Source organism: Chryseobacterium contaminans (assembly GCF_001684955.1).
Lineage (GTDB): Bacteria > Bacteroidota > Bacteroidia > Flavobacteriales > Weeksellaceae > Chryseobacterium > Chryseobacterium contaminans.
Map to the genome: position 1 here is coordinate 1 of NZ_MAYF01000299.1, position 18,696 is coordinate 18,696.

Genomic DNA, 18,696 nt, shown 5'->3' on the forward strand with positions numbered 1-18,696 from the left:
GAAGAAGAAGTAATGATTACAACTGCTTTTGAAGATTTTGGGTCTTTATCTCACAAATTAGACGAATTGGGAATTGAAGCAAAAAGTGCAGAATTACAAAGAATTCCAAACAATACTAAAGAAGTAAACGAAGAACAGTTTAAAGCAAATATGAAAATGCTTGAGCGTTTCGAGGACGATGATGATGTGCAAAACGTTTACCACAACATGGAAATCACAGAAGAGCTAATGAACTCTTTATAAAAAATAATATAGCATTCATATACAGTTAACTTTCAATTAGTTTCTTTGTAAAAAACTATGAAACGCCTTAATGTGTTTTCAATTTGAAATCATAGGCGTTCCGTCCGGCAAATTTAAAAGCTGAAAAATATACGGATGAAAAGAAACGTTGAGTTAGTTGTCATATCGGATGTTCATTTGGGAACTTATGGATGTAAGGCTAAGGAATTGCTGAGATACCTCAATTCTATCCAGCCTAAAACTTTGGTTTTGAATGGTGATATCATTGATATCTGGCAATTCAAAAAGTCTTACTTCCCTAAACCTCATTTGAAAGTGATCCGAAAGATCCTTTCATTGGCTACCAAGAATACAGATGTTTATTATATTACAGGAAATCATGATGAAATGTTCCGTAAGTTTACCGATTTCGAGCTGGGAAAACTTAAAGTTTGTAATAAAATCTGCCTAACTATTGACCAGAAAAAAACCTGGATCTTTCACGGAGATGTTTTCGATGCATCTGTCCAGCATTCCAAATGGATCGCCAAACTCGGCGGAAAAGGATACGATCTTTTAATCATCATCAATAATGTAGTGAATTGGTTTTTGGAGAAAATGGGTAAAGAAAAATATTCATTTTCAAAAAAAATTAAAAATAATGTGAAGAAAGCGGTAAAGTATATTGGTGACTTTGAACTTACAGCTTCTGAACTGGCTATTGATAACCAATATGATTATGTAGTTTGTGGGCACATTCACCAGCCTCAGATTAGAGAGGTTGTTAATAAAAAAGGATCCTGTACATATCTTAATTCCGGTGACTGGATTGAAAACCTTTCTGCACTGGAATATCATGATAAGGAATGGAAGATCTTTTACTATGACGATCATAAACATGTACTAAAAGATGATGAAGCAGAGGAAATTCATGAAATAGATAATTCCGAGCTTTTAAAAATCGTAACCAATTTTACTTAATGAAAATTCTGTATGCATTTCAGGGTACCGGAAACGGTCATGTGGCCAGGGCACAGGAGATTATTCCGATACTCAAAAAGTATGCTTCGGTGGATACGCTCATCAGTGGGCATCAATCGCAGTTAAAGGCTGATTTTCCTATTGATTTTCAATACAGGGGTATTTCCCTTCTTTATAACAAAACAGGCGGTTTATCCTATCGAAAAACGTTTACTGATAATAAATTCATTGATGCAGCAAAAACAATAAGAGGTTTAGAGCTTTCCCAATATGATCTTATCATTAATGATTATGAACCTTTGACAGGCTGGGCTTCAAAATTGAAAAGACTGCCCATGATTGAATTGAGCCATCAGGCCTCCATGAGTTTTCCGGAAACCCCTAAGCCTGAAAAGAAAGATTTCCTGGGTGAGATGATTTTAAAGTATTATGTTCCCAGCGAAAGAAAGATCGGTTTTCATTTTGAAAATTATCATCCTCAGATTAAAAAACCTGTTATCCGAAGGAAGATCAGAAATCTTAATCCTTATAAACAAGGTTATTATCTTGTCTATTTACCAAGTTTTGCAGATGAAAATATAATCAAGGTGCTAAGGAAGATTCCGGTAGAGTGGAAAGTGTTTTCAAAATACAGTAAAGTACAGGTTAAAGTAAAAAATGTTGAAGTATTTCCTATTGATGAAACCCAATATCTGAAATATTTTGAAGGCTGTGAAGGGATTTTGTGCAATGCCGGTTTTGAAACTCCTGCTGAAGCTCTTTTCATGGATAAAAAGCTCTTTGTAATTCCTATTCATAACCAATATGAGCAGGAATGTAATGCCTGTGCTCTTGATAAGATGGGCATTCCTAATTCCAAAGTTTTAAATCTGCAGGAGATTATGGAGTGGGTAGCTTCGGATCATCATCTGACAGTGGACTACCCGGATAATATTGAAGAAATTCTGGTGAAGGAAGTTTTAATTCCTTAAAAAAATATCCTCCACATCATTCATTCTCATCATTACAGCTCTGGCATAAGAACAATGTGGATAAACGTTCCAGTTATTTTCTCTGGCAAATTTGATGGCTTCTTCCACTAAATATTTTCCCATTCCTCTTCCTTCAAACTCAGGATGTACCAGGACAAAAGAAATAATCAGTTTTTGATCTTCCGGGAAAATGGTGTAGGTTAATCTTCCAACTTCTTTTACTTCATTGTTCAAAGTAAGAACTCCGCCGTTTCCGGATCTGTTGTTTTCAAATTTCATGATGAAGGGCTTTATTGTTATTAAAGATACGAAAATTATGAGGACTGATAAAATATACTGGTTTCAATAGTCTTATTATTCACGATTCACTTGCAAAGCAAAATTGACTATTGACAAATGTATTAATTGTCTTTCCCGGTATAATAGTTATAGTCTTTAATAATTACATTAATAAACTGTCTTTCCGTCATTTTTGTAGGATCTATTTCCAGTTTCAGAATGCTCTTAATCTTATTGGAAAGTTTACTGATAATCTGACGGTCATCTGCTTTTATAGCTTTAGTATAATTATCCTTGATGATTCTCATGTCATTATCACTCAAAGCAATCACCTGAGGAAATGAAGGAACATAATCTTCGTTGATGTTTTCAAGAATGGTATGGGAAATATTAATGCTATTTTTTAAAGAAATCACAGCTGTTCCAGAGGCGATATCTCCCAAACGCTGGTTGTTTTTGGAAACAATCATTGAAATTAAACCTACCACTCCGGCAAAGGAAACATCAATGAGCCTGAATACCCAACGGATCAAATAATCTCCAAAACTGGCCTGATATCCATCAATCTTTACTACTCTGATTTTCATGAGCTTTTTTCCGGGGGTTTGTCCTTCCATTAAACTTTCCAAAACAAGAGGATAAATGTATGTAGGGAAAGCAAGAATAATATAAACAGCCATTACAGACCAGCTATCCAGACCGTTCAGCAGGTATCCCAAATCCAGAATGTTGAAAAACAAATACAGGATAATAACGAGATAGGCAACCCTTATCAGAAGATCAATGATAAATGCAAGCATTCTTTCCCCAACACTTGCGGTATTGAAGTTAATATTTACATTTTGTGAGGTATTTATCGCGATCTGAGACATAATTTTTATTATTTTAGCCTTACAATTATGAGAGAAGTTTATTTCATTAAACAAAATAAAGAAAAATGGTTGGGAATAGAACAGGTTATTGATGGGAAAATAAAAAAAAATCCTGATGACCTGTCTTCGTTGTATATAAACCTGATCAACGATCTTTCTTTTGCTCAGACTTACTATCCTAAAAGCAATACTACTGTTTATCTGAATCACTTATCCTCACAGATCTTTCAGAAGATTTATAAAACCAAAAGAGTAGAGGAAAACAGATTGGTGTATTTTTTTAAAACAGAGGTGCCGCTGCTGGTGTATCAGTACCGGAGATATTTACTGTATGCTTTTCTGTTTTTTGTTCTTTTTACTTCCATAGGAGTGCTTTCTGCTATGTATGATAAGGATTTTGTGAATATCATTCTTGGAGAAAGTTATGTAAACGAAACCATAGAGAATATCAAAAAAAATAATGCAGTTGGGGTGTATCAGAGTGGAACAACCTGGGGAACAACCATTGGAATTATTTTCAACAATATCCAGGTAGGCGCCAAGTTGTATATTTATGGAATTGCCGGCGGAGTAGGAACTTTATTTGCCTTGCTGTCTAATAGCGTAATGCTGGGATCATTCCAATACTTTTTCTATGATTACGGAGCATTAAAACAAAGTGCACGAGGCATCTGGCTTCACGGGGTCTTTGAAATATTCGCCATGGTAGTGGAAGCTATGTGCGGATTGATTCTGGGAGCATCTATTTTATTTCCGAGAACTTTTTCGAGATTTAACTCTTTTAAAAAAGGGTTTAAAGATTCTTTTAAAATATTTTTAAGCACGGTTCCTTTCACCATTTGTGCTGGAATTATCGAAGGATACGTTACAAGACATGCCTTAAAAATGCCTGTTATCCTGAACCTGATTATTATTTTAGGATCACTGGCCATAATAGGGTTTTACTATTTTGTATACCCATCAATAGTTAATAAAAAAACTAATAAAAACATCCATGATACAATTTTATAAAAAAAGAGATTTTGGAACTTTCATCAGTGACAGTTTCAACTTTTTCAAACTATACGGAAAGAATTATTTTAAGAACTACATTCTGATTAATGGTTTGCTGCTGATCTTAATGGTAACAGTTTTTATTTTCGGATATAAAGAACTTTTTTCTCAGATTTTCGGATCTAATCTTGGAGGAGATACTTATTACTTTGAACGGTATTTCTCAGAAAATTCCGGAATGCTGATTGGTGTGGGAGTTGTTATATTTTTGCTTTTTATGATCCTTGCTATCATTAATTATCTTTATCCGGTATTTTACCTGAAAAGAATTGCTAATGGTGCAAAAAATATAAAGACGGATGAGATTTTAAGCGATTTTAAAGAAAATATAGGGAAAATTGCAAAGCTATGTCTTGGGATGACATTTATTGTAATTCCTTTATCATTGTTTGTAGTAGGGTTTTCCTATCTTCTGATCTTTGTTCTTATAGGGATTTTCCTTGTTATGATTGTTTATCCTACATTATTTAATGTGATTACATTTCTGATGTACGATTATTTTAATTCAAACAGAGGGTTTATGGAAAGTTTAAGCTATTCTATCCGTTCACAGTTTTCCTATCCTAACGGGAGCGATAAATCTCCTTACTGGAAATATTGGGGGGCGGCTTTTGTAATGTTTATTATGATGACTATGGTCAGTACCGTATTAACCTATATTCCGATGATTTTTTTCTACGGTTCGGTACTTACCTCTACACCGGATGGGAATTTTGAGCAGAATCCTTTCTCAGGAGCTTTTGGAATTGCATTTTTTGTCTTCTATGGAATTTCAATGCTGCTTTCATTCTTCCTGTCTAATCTGTTGTATGTGAACGCCGGATTGATGTATTATGACAGCAGAACAGATCTTCATCAGAAAGTAGAACTGGAAGAAATAGACACGATTGGGATTAATGAATAAGATTCTTTTTTTCATAGTATTAGTTTTCTCCCTAAGCTTTATGAAAGCTCAGGCTGATGACTATACGGCAGATTCATTGTATACAACCGGGCACTATCATAATATGCTCAGGGCAGATTCTGTATTGGCAAAGAATCCGGTTTCAGAAAATACAGTGTATCCCAAAGAATTTAAGAAGAATGTGCCGTCAAGATATAAAGGAAATGAATTTGACTATACCGTATCAAAACCCAGAGAATCTTTCTGGGAGAAACTGATGAGAAAAATAGACCGTATTTTCAGAAGTATTTTCGGGGAAACGGTTTTTGAAAAATCTTCTAAAGCAACAGGAGCACTGATACGCCTTTTTGCGATTATTCTGGTAGGATTTCTTTTATATTTTATCATTAAATACATTCTTGGAAAAGATGGGAACTTCATTTTCGGTAAAAAGAATAAAAAACTAAATCTGAATGTAGAAGAGCTTCACGAAAATATCCATGAAATCAACTTTCCTGAAAGTATTGCAAAATTTGAACATTCTGGAGATTATCGTTCTGCAGTTCGTTATCAGTTCTTATTCATTCTTAAAAAATTAAGTGATAAAAAACTGATTAACTGGAACCCTGAAAAGACTAATAAGGATTATGTGGCAGAATTAAAAACACCCCATCTTAAAAGTGAATTTTTTGATCTGTCTTATATCTTCGATTATGTATGGTATGGAGAATTCAATATTGATGAGCAGAGTTACCAGAAATTTAAAAATCAGTATCAGGCATTTAAACCATAATCCTATTAACCATGAATAAGACTTTCAGAATATATGCTGTGATCTTCATCGTTGTGATGGTTATTTTGGCGTTGCTTGAAGTAAATAAAAAAGAGACGACTGACTGGCGTAAAAACTTTGATGTCAACCAGAAGTCACCGTTTGGCCTTTTTGTTTTTGATAACGAAGCTAAAGATCTTTTTAAAAACAACCTGAAGAAGATCAATCAGACTCCCTACGAATATTATAATCAGCATAAAAAAGACGTTCATAATATTGTCATTATTGAAACTGATATTGATACGGAATCCTGGAAAAAAGTGATGGATCAGGTTTCAAAAGGTTCGGATGCCATGCTGGTAATAAGCCGTATGCCTAAAGAAGTTTCAGACAGCATCGGGTTTTATGATTCGGAAATCTCTTTTGAGGAAGAGAATGTACTGAAGTTTACAGATACAAAATACAAGAATGATTTCATTCAGCTGGATAAATTCCCATCAGGCAGAGGTTTTTCATTTATTAAACCAGGTGTTGAAGTACTGGGGAAAACGGTAGAGAAGAAAAATACAGATCAGGCTAACTTTATCAAAGTAAAATTCGGGAAAGGAAATTTTTATGTTCATAGTGAGCCGCTTTTCCTGACCAACTATTACCTGCTGAAATCCGGAAATGTAAAATATGCACAGAATATATTCTCTTATCTTCCGGATCGTGAAACAGTTTGGTTTGTAGAGAATAAATCCAATGCATCTCGTTTCTTTATGAGATTTGTATTAGGAAATCCTGCCTTGAAATATGCATGGTGGGTATTCTTAGGTGGGCTCATCCTTTTCATTTTCTTTAACGCAAAAAGAAAACAGAGAATTGTGCCTGTGATAGAACCTTTGAGGAATACATCACTGGATTTTGTGAAAAGCATCGGAAATCTTTATCTTCAGGAAGGTGATTTTCATGATATGATGGCCAAAAAAGCCCAATACTTCCTGAATAAAGTAAGATTGGATCTTCTGATTGATACCCAAAATATAGATGAGGAATTTGCCAAGAAACTCCAGATGAAAACCGGGAAACCTATGGAGATGATTAACGAGGCAATCAGCCTTATTAAAAGAGCACAGGACCCATATGCCAGTGTAATGAAAGAAGACCTGGCAAGAATCAATAAATTATTAGACGAGATATTAAAATAAGAGTCCCAACGGGACGATTTAGCCAAAGATAGAACGAAGTCCTATCAAACCCAAAAATAAAAATTATGGAAAATCTTGATAATCCAAAGATAGAAAACCAGCCCTCTATCAATCTGAATAAAAACGAAGAACAGTTCCAGTCAAGAATTGATATGATAGAACTTCGTGCGAGCTTAGATAAAGTAAAAGCAGAAATAGGAAAAGTAATTGTAGGACAGGAGAACATGATAGAACACCTTCTGGCAGCACTACTTTCAAACGGCCATGTTCTGATTGAAGGTGTTCCCGGAGTGGCAAAAACAATTACTGCAAAGCTATTAGCTAAAACCATTGATGTAGGTTTCAGCAGAATTCAGTTTACACCAGATCTAATGCCTTCCGATATCCTGGGAACTTCAGTTTTCAGTGTGAAAAACTCTGAGTTTGAATTTAAAAAAGGGCCTATCTTCTCCAACTTTATATTAATTGATGAGATCAACAGATCACCAGCAAAAACTCAGGCTGCATTATTTGAAGTCATGGAAGAAAGGCAGATTACGATGGATGGTACCCGCTATACAATGGAAGAGCCTTTCCTTGTGGTAGCTACCCAAAATCCAATAGAACATGAAGGAACATACAGGCTTCCTGAAGCACAGTTAGATCGTTTCTTGTTTAAAATTAATGTAGGCTATCCAAATCTTGAACAGGAAATCGCGATCATTAAAAATCAGCACGAAAGTAAAAAAGAAGATAAAACAGAAGGGATAAACCGTGTTATTACGGCAGAACAGCTCAAAGGCTACCAGCATTTGGTTAAAGAAATCATTGTGGAAGCACAACTGATGGAATATATCGCTAAGATCATCATCAATACCAGAGAAAATCAATTCTTATATCTGGGAGCTTCTCCAAGAGCTTCACTGGCACTTCTTACTGCTTCCAAAGCTTTTGCGGCATTAAGAGGAAGAGATTTTGTGACTCCTGAAGATATTAAAGAAGCAAGTTATGCAGTTTTAAGACACAGAGTAATTGTTTCTCCTGAAAGAGAGATGGAAGGTCTTACTGCAGATGAAATTATCCGTCAAATCTTAGAGGGAATAGAAATTCCAAGATAGGTAGCAGATGATAGGTAGCAGGTGGCAGTAGATAGAGTATAAAGTTTTAATTAAAGTACGAAATACTATACATGGCAAATTTTAAAGAGCTTTTAGTTTGGCAGAAATCCATTGATTTTGTTACTGAAATTTACAGAACTAAAGAAACGTTTCCTAAGGATGAAATCTATGGATTAATATCACAAATTAGAAGAGCTGCCGTTTCTATACCATCCAATATTGCCGAGGGAAACTCAAGAAGAAGTAAACCGGATTATCTACAATTTTTAAAAATATCAAGAGGAAGTTGTGCAGAAGTTGAAACACAACTAATAATTTCAAAAAATCTCAAATTTTTAAATGAAGAAGATTATTTAAAATTAAATCAGGAAATTATTGAAATAGCCAAAATGTTGAATGGCTTAATTAACTCCCTGCAATAATAATGATGTACATAAAGTGAATAAGAACCTACCTAAAACCTATAATCTACAACCTGCAACCTAAACAATGAAAAACTTATACATCAATACCCGTTTCTTCTTTACACTCATTGGAGTGGGGATACTGTATGTGCTGGCATTTTTCTTTCCGGTGTTGATGTGGATAGGCCACATTGCACTGTTGGTCTGTTTTCTTGCTGCAATGGTAGATTATTTGTTGATTTTTAATCAGAAAAACGGAATACAGGCACAAAGAATATTACCGGAAAAACTGTCCAATGGTGATGAGAATTTTGTAAAGATTGATATTAAAAATAATTACAGCTTTAAGATCACAACGAAGATCATTGATGAGATACCGTTTCAGTTTCAGAAAAGAGATTTTTTAATTGAAAAGTTTATTCATGCGGGCTCCAATACTTTCTTTCAATACAGTTTAGAGCCTAAAGAAAGAGGAGAATACCATTTCGGAGGTTTGAATATTTATGTGTCATCACCGTTAGGGTTTGTTGCAAAAAGATTCAGTTTTCAGAAAGATGCGATGTTGCCGTCTTATCCGTCTTTTATCCACCTCAGAAAGTATGAGCTGATGGCTTTACAGAGTGAATTTCTGTTGGGCGGAATCAAAAAGGTAAGAAAGCTGGGGCATACCATGGAATTTGAACAGATTAAGGACTATGTTCCCGGAGATGATATCAGAACGATTAACTGGAAAGCTACTTCCAAGGCCAATCGTTTGATGGTAAACCAATTCCAGGATGAAAAGTCACAGCGTATTTTTATGCTGATTGATAAAGGACGAACCATGAAGATGCCTTTTAAAGGGCTGAGTCTTTTGGATTATTCCATCAATGCAACCATGGCATTGTCTCATATTATCTTAAGAAAAGGGGATAGGGCAGGAATGATGACTTTCTCCAAAAAAGCAGAAAATAAAATTGCAGCCGAGAACAAATCCGGACAGCTTAAGAAAATCTCAGAAGCACTTTATAACATTAAAACAGACTTCTTTGAAAGTGATTTCAACCGATTATATCAGGATGTAAAATATTCCATTAACCAACGAAGCCTGATCCTGTTATTTACCAATTTTGAAACGTTAGACGGATTAAACCGTCAGTTAAAATACCTTCGCGGAATAGCCAAGAATCATTTGTTGGTTGTAGTATTCTTTAAAAACTCAGAACTACAGACATTAATTCATAAGAATCCGGAAAATATGCAGGAAATTTATGATGAAATTGTCGCTGAGAAATTTGAATTTGAAAAGAAACTGATTATCCAGGAACTCCGTAAATATGGAATTTATACAGTATATACCCTTCCTGAGAATTTGAATATCGACGTTATCAATAAATATTTGGAGATAAAAGCCAGAGGAATTTTATAATTTTGCAATAAGCAATAAGCAATAAGCAATAAGCAATAAGCAATAAGCAATAAGCAATAAGCAATAAGCAATAATGAAAATAACACTTAATAGAATCAACGACGACTTTTTATTTGAATGTACAAACGGACAGGGTAATTCCATCCTTTTAGACAATACTTCACAGCCGGGAGCTAAAGGAGTTTCTCCAATGGAAAGTGTCTTGATGGCAGTAGCAGGATGCAGCGGAATAGATGTAGTTTCTATTTTAAAGAAGCAGCGTCAGGAAATTAAAAGCTTTCAGGCAGAAGTAGAAGGGGAGAGAGTTCAGGTAGATGATGCAAAACCTTTTAAATCTATTAAAGTAAAATTTCTTTTAGAAGGAGAAATTGATCCTAAGAAAGCTTTGAAAGCAGCCGAATTGTCTTTTGAAAAATATTGTTCCGTATCCAAAACGTTAGAACCCAACGTAGAAATAGGATACGAAGTATTTGTTAACGGAGAAAAAATTTAAAATTATATATGAGGCTTAAAAGCCTCATTTTTGTTGCTACGAATTTATGAATGTTTCCATTGTACATAGATTTTTATAGAAATAAAATTATTCGTGTGTTTGTGGCAAAAAAGTTAGTGTACAAAAAATAAAACCGGATAGAACATCCGGTTTTTATTATTCATTACTCATTATCTATTACTCATTACTCATTAAAAGGTAAGTCTTGGTTTTATCAGTTTCGCCACAGTAGCCGTCCAGCCCGTCTGGTGAGAAGCTCCTACACCACGCCCGTTATCTCCATGGAAATATTCAAAGAAAGTAATATAATCTCTGAAATGTTCATCATAGTTGAACTTTGGGTTTCCACCATTGAAGGCACGTTGCCCATGTTCATCCTTTAAGAAAATAGAACAAAGCCTTTTACTGATATTCTGAGCCACTTCATCAAGGTTTTTCTTATCACCGCTTCCCGTTGGAAATTCTACTTTCAGACTGTTTCCGTAATAATAATGAAAACGTTGTAAACTTTCCACAATCAGGAAGTTGATAGGAAACCAGATTGGCCCGCGCCAGTTACTGTTTCCGCCAAACATCCTACTATCACTTTCTGCAGGAGTATAATACACTACATTTTCATGGCCATGAACAGAAAATACAAACGGATTTTCCTCATATACCTTAGACATAGCCCGGATACCATAAGTGCTTAAAAACTCTTTTTCATCAAGCATTCTTGTTAATACTTTGGTCAGCCTGTTTTTACGGAGGATACTCATCAGGTGTTTTCTGCCTTGTCCTTCCTCATCCCAATGAGAAACCAGTTTGGTAAGTTCAGGTTTATTCTTTAAAATCCATTCCATTCGGGTTTTGAAATTCGGCATCTTTTCCAGCAGGCGGTGATCTACAATTTCTACAGCAAAAAGAGGAATTAATCCTACAATACTTCTCAGGCGTAAAGAAACACTGTTTCCGTTTCCAAGTTGGAGAACATCATAGAAAAATCCGTCTTCCTCATTCCATAGGCCTTTTGTTCCTTCACCCAGATTTTCCATAGCTTCTGCGATATAGAGATAATGTTCAAAGAACTTGATGGCCATATCTTCATATACCTGATAATATTGGGCAAGTTCCATGGCAATTCGCATCATATTCAGGGCGTACATTGCCATCCAGCTTGTTCCGTCTGCCTGCTCCAGATGTTGCCCATCCTCTAAAACCATATTTCGGTCAAAAGCTCCGATATTATCCAATCCAAGGAAACCGCCTCCGAAGATATTCTTTCCGTTTTTATCCTTTCTGTTAACCCACCAGGTGAAATTCAGAAGCAGCTTTTGGAAGACTTTTTCAAGGAATAATAAATCAGGTTTTCCGTTATTCTTTTCATCAATTTTAAAAACTCTGAAGCAAGACCATGCATGTACAGGCGGATTTACATCACTCATATTCCATTCATAGGCTGGCAGCTGCCCATTAGGGTGCATATACCATTCCTTTGTTAGAAGTAAAAGCTGTCCTTTGGCAAATTCAGCATCAATGATGGATAAAGGAACACAGTGAAAAGCAAGATCCCAGGTTGCATACCACGGGTATTCCCATTTATCAGGCATAGAAATAATATCTTTATTGTGAAGATGGTTCCATTCTGTATTTCTTACATAATTATTAAAGTTTCTTGGAGCTTCAAAATTTGGATCTCCTTTCAGCCATTTTCCGATATTGTAATGATAAAACTGCTTATTCCAAAGAAGTCCAGCAAAAGCCTGCCTTTGAACATTCCTTTCATCTTCATCTGTTGTATCGTTTTGAACATCATTATAAAACTCCTCTGCTTCCGCTTGTCTGGTGGTAAAGATCTCATCAAAATTCTCAAAAGGTTCAGCGGTTGCTTCAGGACAAAGTCTGAATTCAAATGTTTCAGATTGTCCGGCAGCAATGACTTCATCAATCAAGAAAGAAGCTTTTGTTCCTCTGTTCTCAGGATTTACCGTATTGCTGCGATGGATGATAAAATCATTGATTCCATCCTTAAAATAAGTGTTTTCTGCTTGTGGAGCTCCATATAGTTTGGGCGTATTGGTTTCATTTTCACAGAATACCCTTTGCGTATTATCTTTTCTGGAATAAAACTTCTTGATCGAAATACTGTCGTGTTCAATATTAATGCTTCCATCATATGAAGCATGCATGTCAGCTTTATAGGTGTTGTACCCCCATTTCCAGTTGTTTCTGAACCATGCTGTGGGTGCAACTACTATTGGTGCATCCTGCTGGCTTCGGTTACAAACGGTTACTCTAACCAGAATATCATTGTGGTCTGCTTTACAGTATTCAATGAAAATATCAAAATAGGCGTCATTATCAAAAATCCCGGTATCAAAGATCTCATATTCCGGTTCTTGCTTACTTCGACTTCCGTTTACGGCAACAAGTTCATCGTAGGGAAACTCATTGATCGGATATTTGTATACCATTTTCATATAACTATGAGTAGGCGTATTATCCAGATAATAGAAAATTTCCTTGATGTCTTCACCGTGGTTTCCCTGAGGGTTGCTCAGACCAAAGAAACGCTCTTTAACAATTTTATCCCTTTTATTCCAGAACGAAAGGGCAAAGCAGAACAGTTGCTTTACATCGGAAATTCCTGCGATCCCTTCTTCGCCCCAACGGTAAGCATAACTTTCCGCATTATTATGATTGGTATAATTCCATGCATTCCCGTCCGGGCTATAATCTTCCCGTACATTTCCCCATTGCCGGTTGCTTACATAAGGTCCCCAGTTTTTCCATTTGGTATCTTGTAATCTTTCTTTTTCGGCGATCATAATCATCATTTTTCAATACGAAGTTAGTTTTTTTGCAAAATAATTCCAATTCATTTTATCTGAATAATAATTAATATGCCTTTGAAATACTTGTATTTAAGGACTTTTTTAAATATTAAATTAATTTTTTTTTGATTTTAAAAGAAAAGTAATACCTTTGCACCATTCGTTCATTCAAATATTGAAAATGTTATCAAGAAAGGTTGAGGGATTAGACCCTATGAAACCTTAGCAACCCTTTGTGCAAGCAAAGAAGGTGCTACGTTCTACCAAAATTATTTTGGACAGATAACTTACTGAAGTTCTTTTCAGCCATTTCTTGTGGCATTTTCAATTGTATTAAATTTAATAGAATTGAAAACAGAACTAAACTATATTAATCTTTCGTATCAAACCAATTCCCAAAAGGAATACAATATCCCGTTGAGTTATGAGCTTTTCGGGAAAGACCTGTTTACAGCACCTGTCATTCTAATCAATCATGCCCTTACCGGAAATTCAAATGTGTCCGGAGAAAAAGGCTGGTGGAAACAATTGGTAGGCGAAAATCAGATTGTAGATACGAATAAATACACCGTTCTGTGTTTCAACATTCCCGGAAACGGATACGATCATTTTTTAATTGATGACTATGAAAATTTCACCCCTTCAGATATTGCCAATATATTTCTGAAAGGATTGGAAGCTTTACATATTACAAATTTATACGCCATTATTGGAGGCTCTCTCGGAGGAGGAATTGCATGGGAAATGTTAGCAAAACAACCTAAACTGACAGAAATTTTTATTCCCATAGCCTGTGATTACAGAACACACGATTGGCTTCATGCACAGTGTCTGGTTCAGAAATTTTTATTGAATGATAAAGAGGAACCATTACAAAAAGCGAGAATCCATGCCATGTTGTGCTATAGAACTCCGGAATCACTTAACAACAGATTTCAAACTCGATACAATCAGGATAAACAACGCCTGGAATCAGAAGATTGGCTGATTTATCACGGTAATGCACTAAACGAAAGGTTTAGTTTAAAAGCCTATAAGCTGATGAATCATCTGCTGATGAATATAAATGCTGATGAAACAGCTCTGGAGAGGATAGAAGCACGAATGCACATGATCTCCGTAGATACAGATTTATTCTTCCCGGCTTCTGAAATCCGAATGTGTTTTGAAAAGCTGAAAAAGAAAAAGGAGAATATCTCTTATCACGAGATCCAATCTATACACGGGCATGATGCCTTCCTAATGGAATATCAACAATTAAATAATATCATAAAAAACATTTTATAGAGTCATGAAGAATGCTAATGAAATAAAATTTTTAAAGAACAGATCAATTGTCAAATTTGAAGGAGAAGATTTTCTGGGAGAAATCGGGATTGATGGACGAATTTTTAAAGCGCTTACTTTAGCGCGTATCAGTGTGGGAGTAATCTCTCAGCAAGCTATAGAAAACGGAATTTCTATTCTAGTTCATGAAAACGATGCAGAGAAAGCGGTAGCTTGTCTTATTGATGAATTTGAAGCAGAAAGAAAATCAGGAAAAGTATCTCAAATATATAGTATCAACAATGTTTCTGTGATTGGTTTTGTAGCAGAAGATCCCAATAAGATCTTTGCAGAGCTGGCGAGAAACAATGTATTCCCATTGCTTTTAAACCAGGTTGCCGGTGAAAACAGAGTAAATATCGTAGTCACTTCTTCGCAGGATGAAAAAACAAGAAACATTATAGAATCTGAAATTTTCAAAAAGCCGAAGACTGTTCATCTGGCTATCATCGGTCATGGAAATGTAGGGAAAACATTAATCGAGCAGGTTCTTGAATCTTCAGAAGAAATTAAAAGACGTAAAAAAATAGACCTTAAAATAGTTGCTGTAGCCAATTCAAAGAAAATAGCATTCAATAAGAAAGGATTTGATACAAATTGGACTGATGAAGTTTTAACAGCAGAGCAGCCATCCAATGTTGAAGAGCTAATCAATTTCTCAAATGAAAATCAATTGGAAAACCTGATTGTGGTAGACAACACAGCAAGCAAAGATTTTGTGAAAAACTACCATGCCTTAGCAGAAAACGGATTTGATCTGGTTTCTTCCAACAAAATTTTCAACACTCTTCCCATAGAAGAATATAGAAAACTAAGATATACGTTGAGCAAAAATAACAGACGTTATTTATATGAAACCAATGTTGGTGCAGGCCTTCCATTAATTGATACCATCAAATTATTACACCTTTCAGGAGAAAATATCACAAGAATTAAAGGAGTATTCTCCGGAACATTAAGCTATGTTTTCAACAACTTCTCTCTTAGAGATGATAAGTTTTCCACAATTATCAACGAAGCTCTAGAAAAAGGATACACAGAACCGGACCCAAGAGAAGATCTTTCAGGAAATGACGTGGCAAGAAAACTATTGATTTTAGCTAGAGAATTAGACCTGATCAATGAGTTTGAAGATATCAACATCCAAAACCTGGTTCCGGAAAATTTATTATCAGTTTCAAAATCTGAATTCCTTTCAAGATTAGACGAACTGGATGAAGAATACCAGAAGATCAAAGAAAGCCAGGAGCCGGGCCATGTATTACGTTACGTAGGAGATCTTCATGGAAATCTACAGGAAGAAAAAGGACAACTGGATGTAAAATTAGTTTCCGTACCAGGAAGTTCAGCATTAGGACAGCTGAAAGGTTCAGACTCCATCTTTGAGATCTATACAGAAAGTTACGGCGAAAATCCAATCGTAATTATGGGAGCCGGAGCCGGAGCACAGGTAACAGCAAGAGGCGTATTCGGAGATATTTTAAGACTAAGTGAAACAAAATAAAATTAATGTAACAATCTAGCAATGTAATAGTTTACCAATGTTGGTTATTGTCATTCTGAGCAAAGCGAAGAATTTCATTGTTACACTGTTAGATTGATACATTGGTAAATTGACAAATTAAAACTATATGGAAAATTTCGAAACATCAGCAATAAGAACCCAAACGGAGAGATCTCAGTTTGATGAACACTCTACACCATTATATCTTACCTCCAGTTTTATTTTTCAGGATGCTGAAGATATGAGAGCAAGTTTTGCTGAAGAAAAGCCTAAGAATCTGTACAGCCGTTTCTCTAACCCGAATGTATCTGAGTTTACTGAAAAGATCGCAAAAATGGAAGGTGCAGAAGCAGGATATGCCTTTGCAACAGGAATGGCTGCCATCTATTCTACATTTGCTGCTTTGCTAAGTGCAGGAGATCATATCGTAAGCTGTCAGTCAGTTTTCGGATCCACTCACACTTTATTCACAAAGTATTTCCCGAAGTGGAATATTGAAACTACCTACTTCAAAGCAGAAGATGCTGAGAACGTAGAACAATATATAAAACCAAATACAAAGATTTTATATCTGGAAACCCCTACCAATCCGGCAATTGAAATCCTGGATCTGGAGTTTTTCGGACAGATTGCTAAAAAACATAATCTGATCTTTATTGTAGATAACTGTTTTGCAACAACTTATCTCCAGCAGCCGATCAAATATGGTGCGGATGTTGTTGTACATTCTGCAACAAAGTTAATTGACGGACAGGGAAGAGTATTAGGCGGAATCGCAGTAGGAAAAGAAGACTTAATCAGAGAAATCTATCTTTTTGCAAGAAATACAGGACCAGCATTGTCTCCTTTTAATGCATGGGTATTATCGAAAAGTCTGGAGACATTGGCAATCCGCGTTGAAAAACACTGTGAAAATGCATTGAAGGTAGCAGAGTTTTTAGAAAGTCATCCTAATGTGGAACTGGTAAAATATCCGTTTCTGAAATCTCATCCAAACTATGGAGTAGCCAAAAAACAGATGAAGCTTGGTGGAAACATCGTCGCTTTTGAAATAAAAGGCGGAATAGAAGGCGGAAGAAGCTTCTTAGATAAGATCCAGATGTGTTCACTTTCCGCAAACTTAGGAGATACAAGAACGATCGTAACCCACCCGGCATCTACAACGCACTCTAAACTGTCAGACGAAGAAAGAAACGAAGTAGGAATTACAGCAGGATTAGTTCGTTGTTCAGTAGGCTTAGAAAATGTAGACGACATCATCGCAGACCTGAAACAAGCCTTAGATTAACCCCAAAGAGCCCCAACGGGGCGATTTAACCAAAGATAGAACGAAGTCCTATCAAGTATCAGTCTCACTCAACAACTATAAAAGAGATGACAAATATAGAATCACTAAACAAAGCCCTCAAAGAACGCATCCTCATCCTGGATGGCGCTATGGGAACCATGCTTCAGCGCTATAAGTTTGAAGAAGAGGATTACCGTGGCGAGCGTTTCAAAGACTGGGAACACCCTGTAAAAGGAAACAATGACCTGCTTTCTTTGACACAGCCTCAAGCCATAGAAGAAGTTCACAAGAAATACCTGGAAGCAGGAGCCGATATTATTGAAACCAATACCTTCTCCGGAACTACCATTGCAATGGCTGATTATCACATGGAGGAACTGGTGTATGAGCTAAACTATGAGTCTGCAAAAATCGCCAGAAAAGCCTGTGATGAATACACCGCAAAAAATCCGGATAAACCGAGATTTGTAGCAGGATCTATTGGCCCAACCAACAGAACGGCAAGTTTAAGCCCGGATGTGAATGATCCCGGATACAGAGCGATTACTTTTGAAGAACTGAGAGTTGCTTACAAACAACAATGTGAAGCTTTATTAGACGGAGGTTCAGATATTCTTCTGGTAGAAACCATCTTTGATACTCTGAATGCGAAAGCAGCTTTATTCGCCATTGATGAACTTCAGGAAGAAAGAGGAATTAAAATTCCGATCATGGTTTCAGGAACCATCACTGATGCTTCAGGAAGAACATTAAGCGGGCAGACCGCGGAAGCCTTCCTGATCTCCGTTTCCCATCTGAATTTGTTAAGTGTTGGTTTTAACTGCGCCTTAGGAGCAGATCAGCTAACCCCTTATCTGGAAACACTGGCTCATAATTCAGAATTCTACGTTTCAGCTTACCCGAATGCCGGCTTACCGAATGCCTTCGGAAAATATGATGAAACACCGGAAGATATGGCAAGGCAGATTAAAGAATATGCAGAAAAAGGATTGATCAATATTATCGGTGGATGTTGTGGGACTACACCTGAACATATCAGGGCGATTGCGGAGCTGGTAGAAAAGTATGAACCAAGAAAATTGAAGGAATTTGTGTGATTAGATAGATTTTTTTAATTAAAATCAAGAATGAAGGCTGGGT

Annotated in this window: 18 protein-coding genes and 1 riboswitch; of the genes, 15 read left to right on the top strand and 3 right to left on the bottom strand. The window is 36.0% G+C overall.

All coding sequences use genetic code 11. From position 1 onward, the window contains the following. From BBH99_RS13915 to BBH99_RS13925, 3 genes are all read left to right on the top strand, one after another. Positions 1-243, top strand: a 243-nt coding sequence (locus BBH99_RS13915; RefSeq protein ID WP_185111084.1) for a YebC/PmpR family DNA-binding transcriptional regulator, incomplete at its 5' end; no start/stop codon positions are given. Between the two features lie 135 nt (positions 244-378). Beyond that, complete coding sequence (locus BBH99_RS13920; protein ID WP_066696820.1) at positions 379-1,203, top strand: UDP-2,3-diacylglucosamine diphosphatase; 825 nt, start codon at positions 379-381, stop codon at positions 1,201-1,203. Next, complete coding sequence (locus tag BBH99_RS13925; protein ID WP_066696821.1) at positions 1,203-2,174, top strand: glycosyltransferase family protein; 972 nt, start codon at positions 1,203-1,205, stop codon at positions 2,172-2,174. Before BBH99_RS13920 ends, BBH99_RS13925 begins: the two co-directional genes overlap by 1 nt. Here the strand turns inward: BBH99_RS13925 and BBH99_RS13930 are convergent. After that, complete coding sequence (locus tag BBH99_RS13930; protein WP_066696823.1) at positions 2,163-2,453, bottom strand: GNAT family N-acetyltransferase; 291 nt, start codon at positions 2,451-2,453, stop codon at positions 2,163-2,165. The genes BBH99_RS13925 and BBH99_RS13930 overlap by 12 nt on opposite strands. 122 nt (positions 2,454-2,575) lie before the next feature. Beyond that, positions 2,576-3,325: an RDD family protein gene (locus tag BBH99_RS13935; RefSeq protein ID WP_066696825.1), complete on the bottom strand. Its 750-nt coding sequence runs from the start codon at positions 3,323-3,325 to the stop codon at positions 2,576-2,578. A 27-nt stretch (positions 3,326-3,352) separates the two neighbouring features. On the opposite strand from BBH99_RS13935, the gene BBH99_RS13940 reads away from it, so the two are divergent. From BBH99_RS13940 to BBH99_RS13975, 8 genes are all read left to right on the top strand, one after another. Next, positions 3,353-4,336 (top strand): stage II sporulation protein M, encoded by a 984-nt coding sequence (locus tag BBH99_RS13940; RefSeq protein ID WP_066696828.1) that lies wholly within the window; start codon positions 3,353-3,355, stop codon positions 4,334-4,336. Next, entirely contained in the window at positions 4,320-5,282 is a 963-nt protein-coding gene (locus BBH99_RS13945) for a DUF4013 domain-containing protein (protein ID WP_066696831.1), read from the top strand. Before BBH99_RS13940 ends, BBH99_RS13945 begins: the two co-directional genes overlap by 17 nt. Continuing rightward, positions 5,275-6,054 (top strand): DUF4129 domain-containing protein, encoded by a 780-nt coding sequence (locus BBH99_RS13950; RefSeq protein WP_066696834.1) that lies wholly within the window; start codon positions 5,275-5,277, stop codon positions 6,052-6,054. The genes BBH99_RS13945 and BBH99_RS13950 overlap by 8 nt, the downstream gene beginning before the upstream one ends. Positions 6,055-6,065: 11 nt before the next feature. After that, the gene (locus BBH99_RS13955) at positions 6,066-7,223 is read left to right on the top strand and encodes a hypothetical protein (protein WP_066696837.1); all 1,158 of its coding nucleotides are present in this window, start codon (positions 6,066-6,068) and stop codon (positions 7,221-7,223) included. 65 nt (positions 7,224-7,288) lie between these two features. Continuing rightward, a complete protein-coding gene (locus BBH99_RS13960; protein WP_066696839.1) occupies positions 7,289-8,320 on the top strand; it encodes an AAA family ATPase in 1,032 nt (343 codons plus the stop codon). 71 nt (positions 8,321-8,391) lie between these two features. Further along, positions 8,392-8,742 carry a four helix bundle protein gene (locus tag BBH99_RS13965; RefSeq protein WP_066696841.1) on the top strand — a complete coding sequence of 117 codons (351 nt, stop codon included), beginning with the start codon at positions 8,392-8,394 and terminating at the stop codon, positions 8,740-8,742. A gap of 67 nt (positions 8,743-8,809) precedes the next feature. Then, positions 8,810-10,132, top strand: coding sequence for a DUF58 domain-containing protein (locus tag BBH99_RS13970; RefSeq protein WP_066696843.1), 1,323 nt, complete (start codon positions 8,810-8,812; stop codon positions 10,130-10,132). Between the two features lie 73 nt (positions 10,133-10,205). Then, on the top strand, positions 10,206-10,625 hold the full coding sequence (locus tag BBH99_RS13975) for an OsmC family protein (protein WP_047096771.1): 420 nt from the start codon (positions 10,206-10,208) through the stop codon (positions 10,623-10,625). Positions 10,626-10,816: 191 nt separating this feature from the next. Here BBH99_RS13975 and BBH99_RS13980 read toward each other — a convergent pair whose 3' ends face one another. After that, a complete protein-coding gene (locus BBH99_RS13980) occupies positions 10,817-13,432 on the bottom strand; it encodes an MGH1-like glycoside hydrolase domain-containing protein (RefSeq protein WP_066696878.1) in 2,616 nt (871 codons plus the stop codon). 187 nt (positions 13,433-13,619) lie between these two features. Further along, positions 13,620-13,727: riboswitch (SAM riboswitch) on the top strand. A 59-nt stretch (positions 13,728-13,786) separates the two neighbouring features. On the opposite strand from BBH99_RS13980, the gene BBH99_RS13985 reads away from it, so the two are divergent. The 4 genes from BBH99_RS13985 (at position 13,787) to BBH99_RS14000 (ending at position 18,653) form a co-directional block, all read left to right on the top strand. Further along, positions 13,787-14,725 carry an alpha/beta fold hydrolase gene (locus tag BBH99_RS13985; RefSeq protein ID WP_066696879.1) on the top strand — a complete coding sequence of 313 codons (939 nt, stop codon included), beginning with the start codon at positions 13,787-13,789 and terminating at the stop codon, positions 14,723-14,725. A gap of 4 nt (positions 14,726-14,729) precedes the next feature. Continuing rightward, entirely contained in the window at positions 14,730-16,268 is a 1,539-nt protein-coding gene (locus BBH99_RS13990; protein ID WP_066696846.1) for an ACT domain-containing protein, read from the top strand. Positions 16,269-16,395: 127 nt separating this feature from the next. Further along, the gene (locus tag BBH99_RS13995; protein ID WP_066696850.1) at positions 16,396-17,556 is read left to right on the top strand and encodes an O-succinylhomoserine sulfhydrylase; all 1,161 of its coding nucleotides are present in this window, start codon (positions 16,396-16,398) and stop codon (positions 17,554-17,556) included. Between the two features lie 86 nt (positions 17,557-17,642). Next, on the top strand, positions 17,643-18,653 hold the full coding sequence (locus tag BBH99_RS14000) for a homocysteine S-methyltransferase family protein (RefSeq protein ID WP_066696852.1): 1,011 nt from the start codon (positions 17,643-17,645) through the stop codon (positions 18,651-18,653). Positions 18,654-18,696 lie beyond the last annotated feature (43 nt).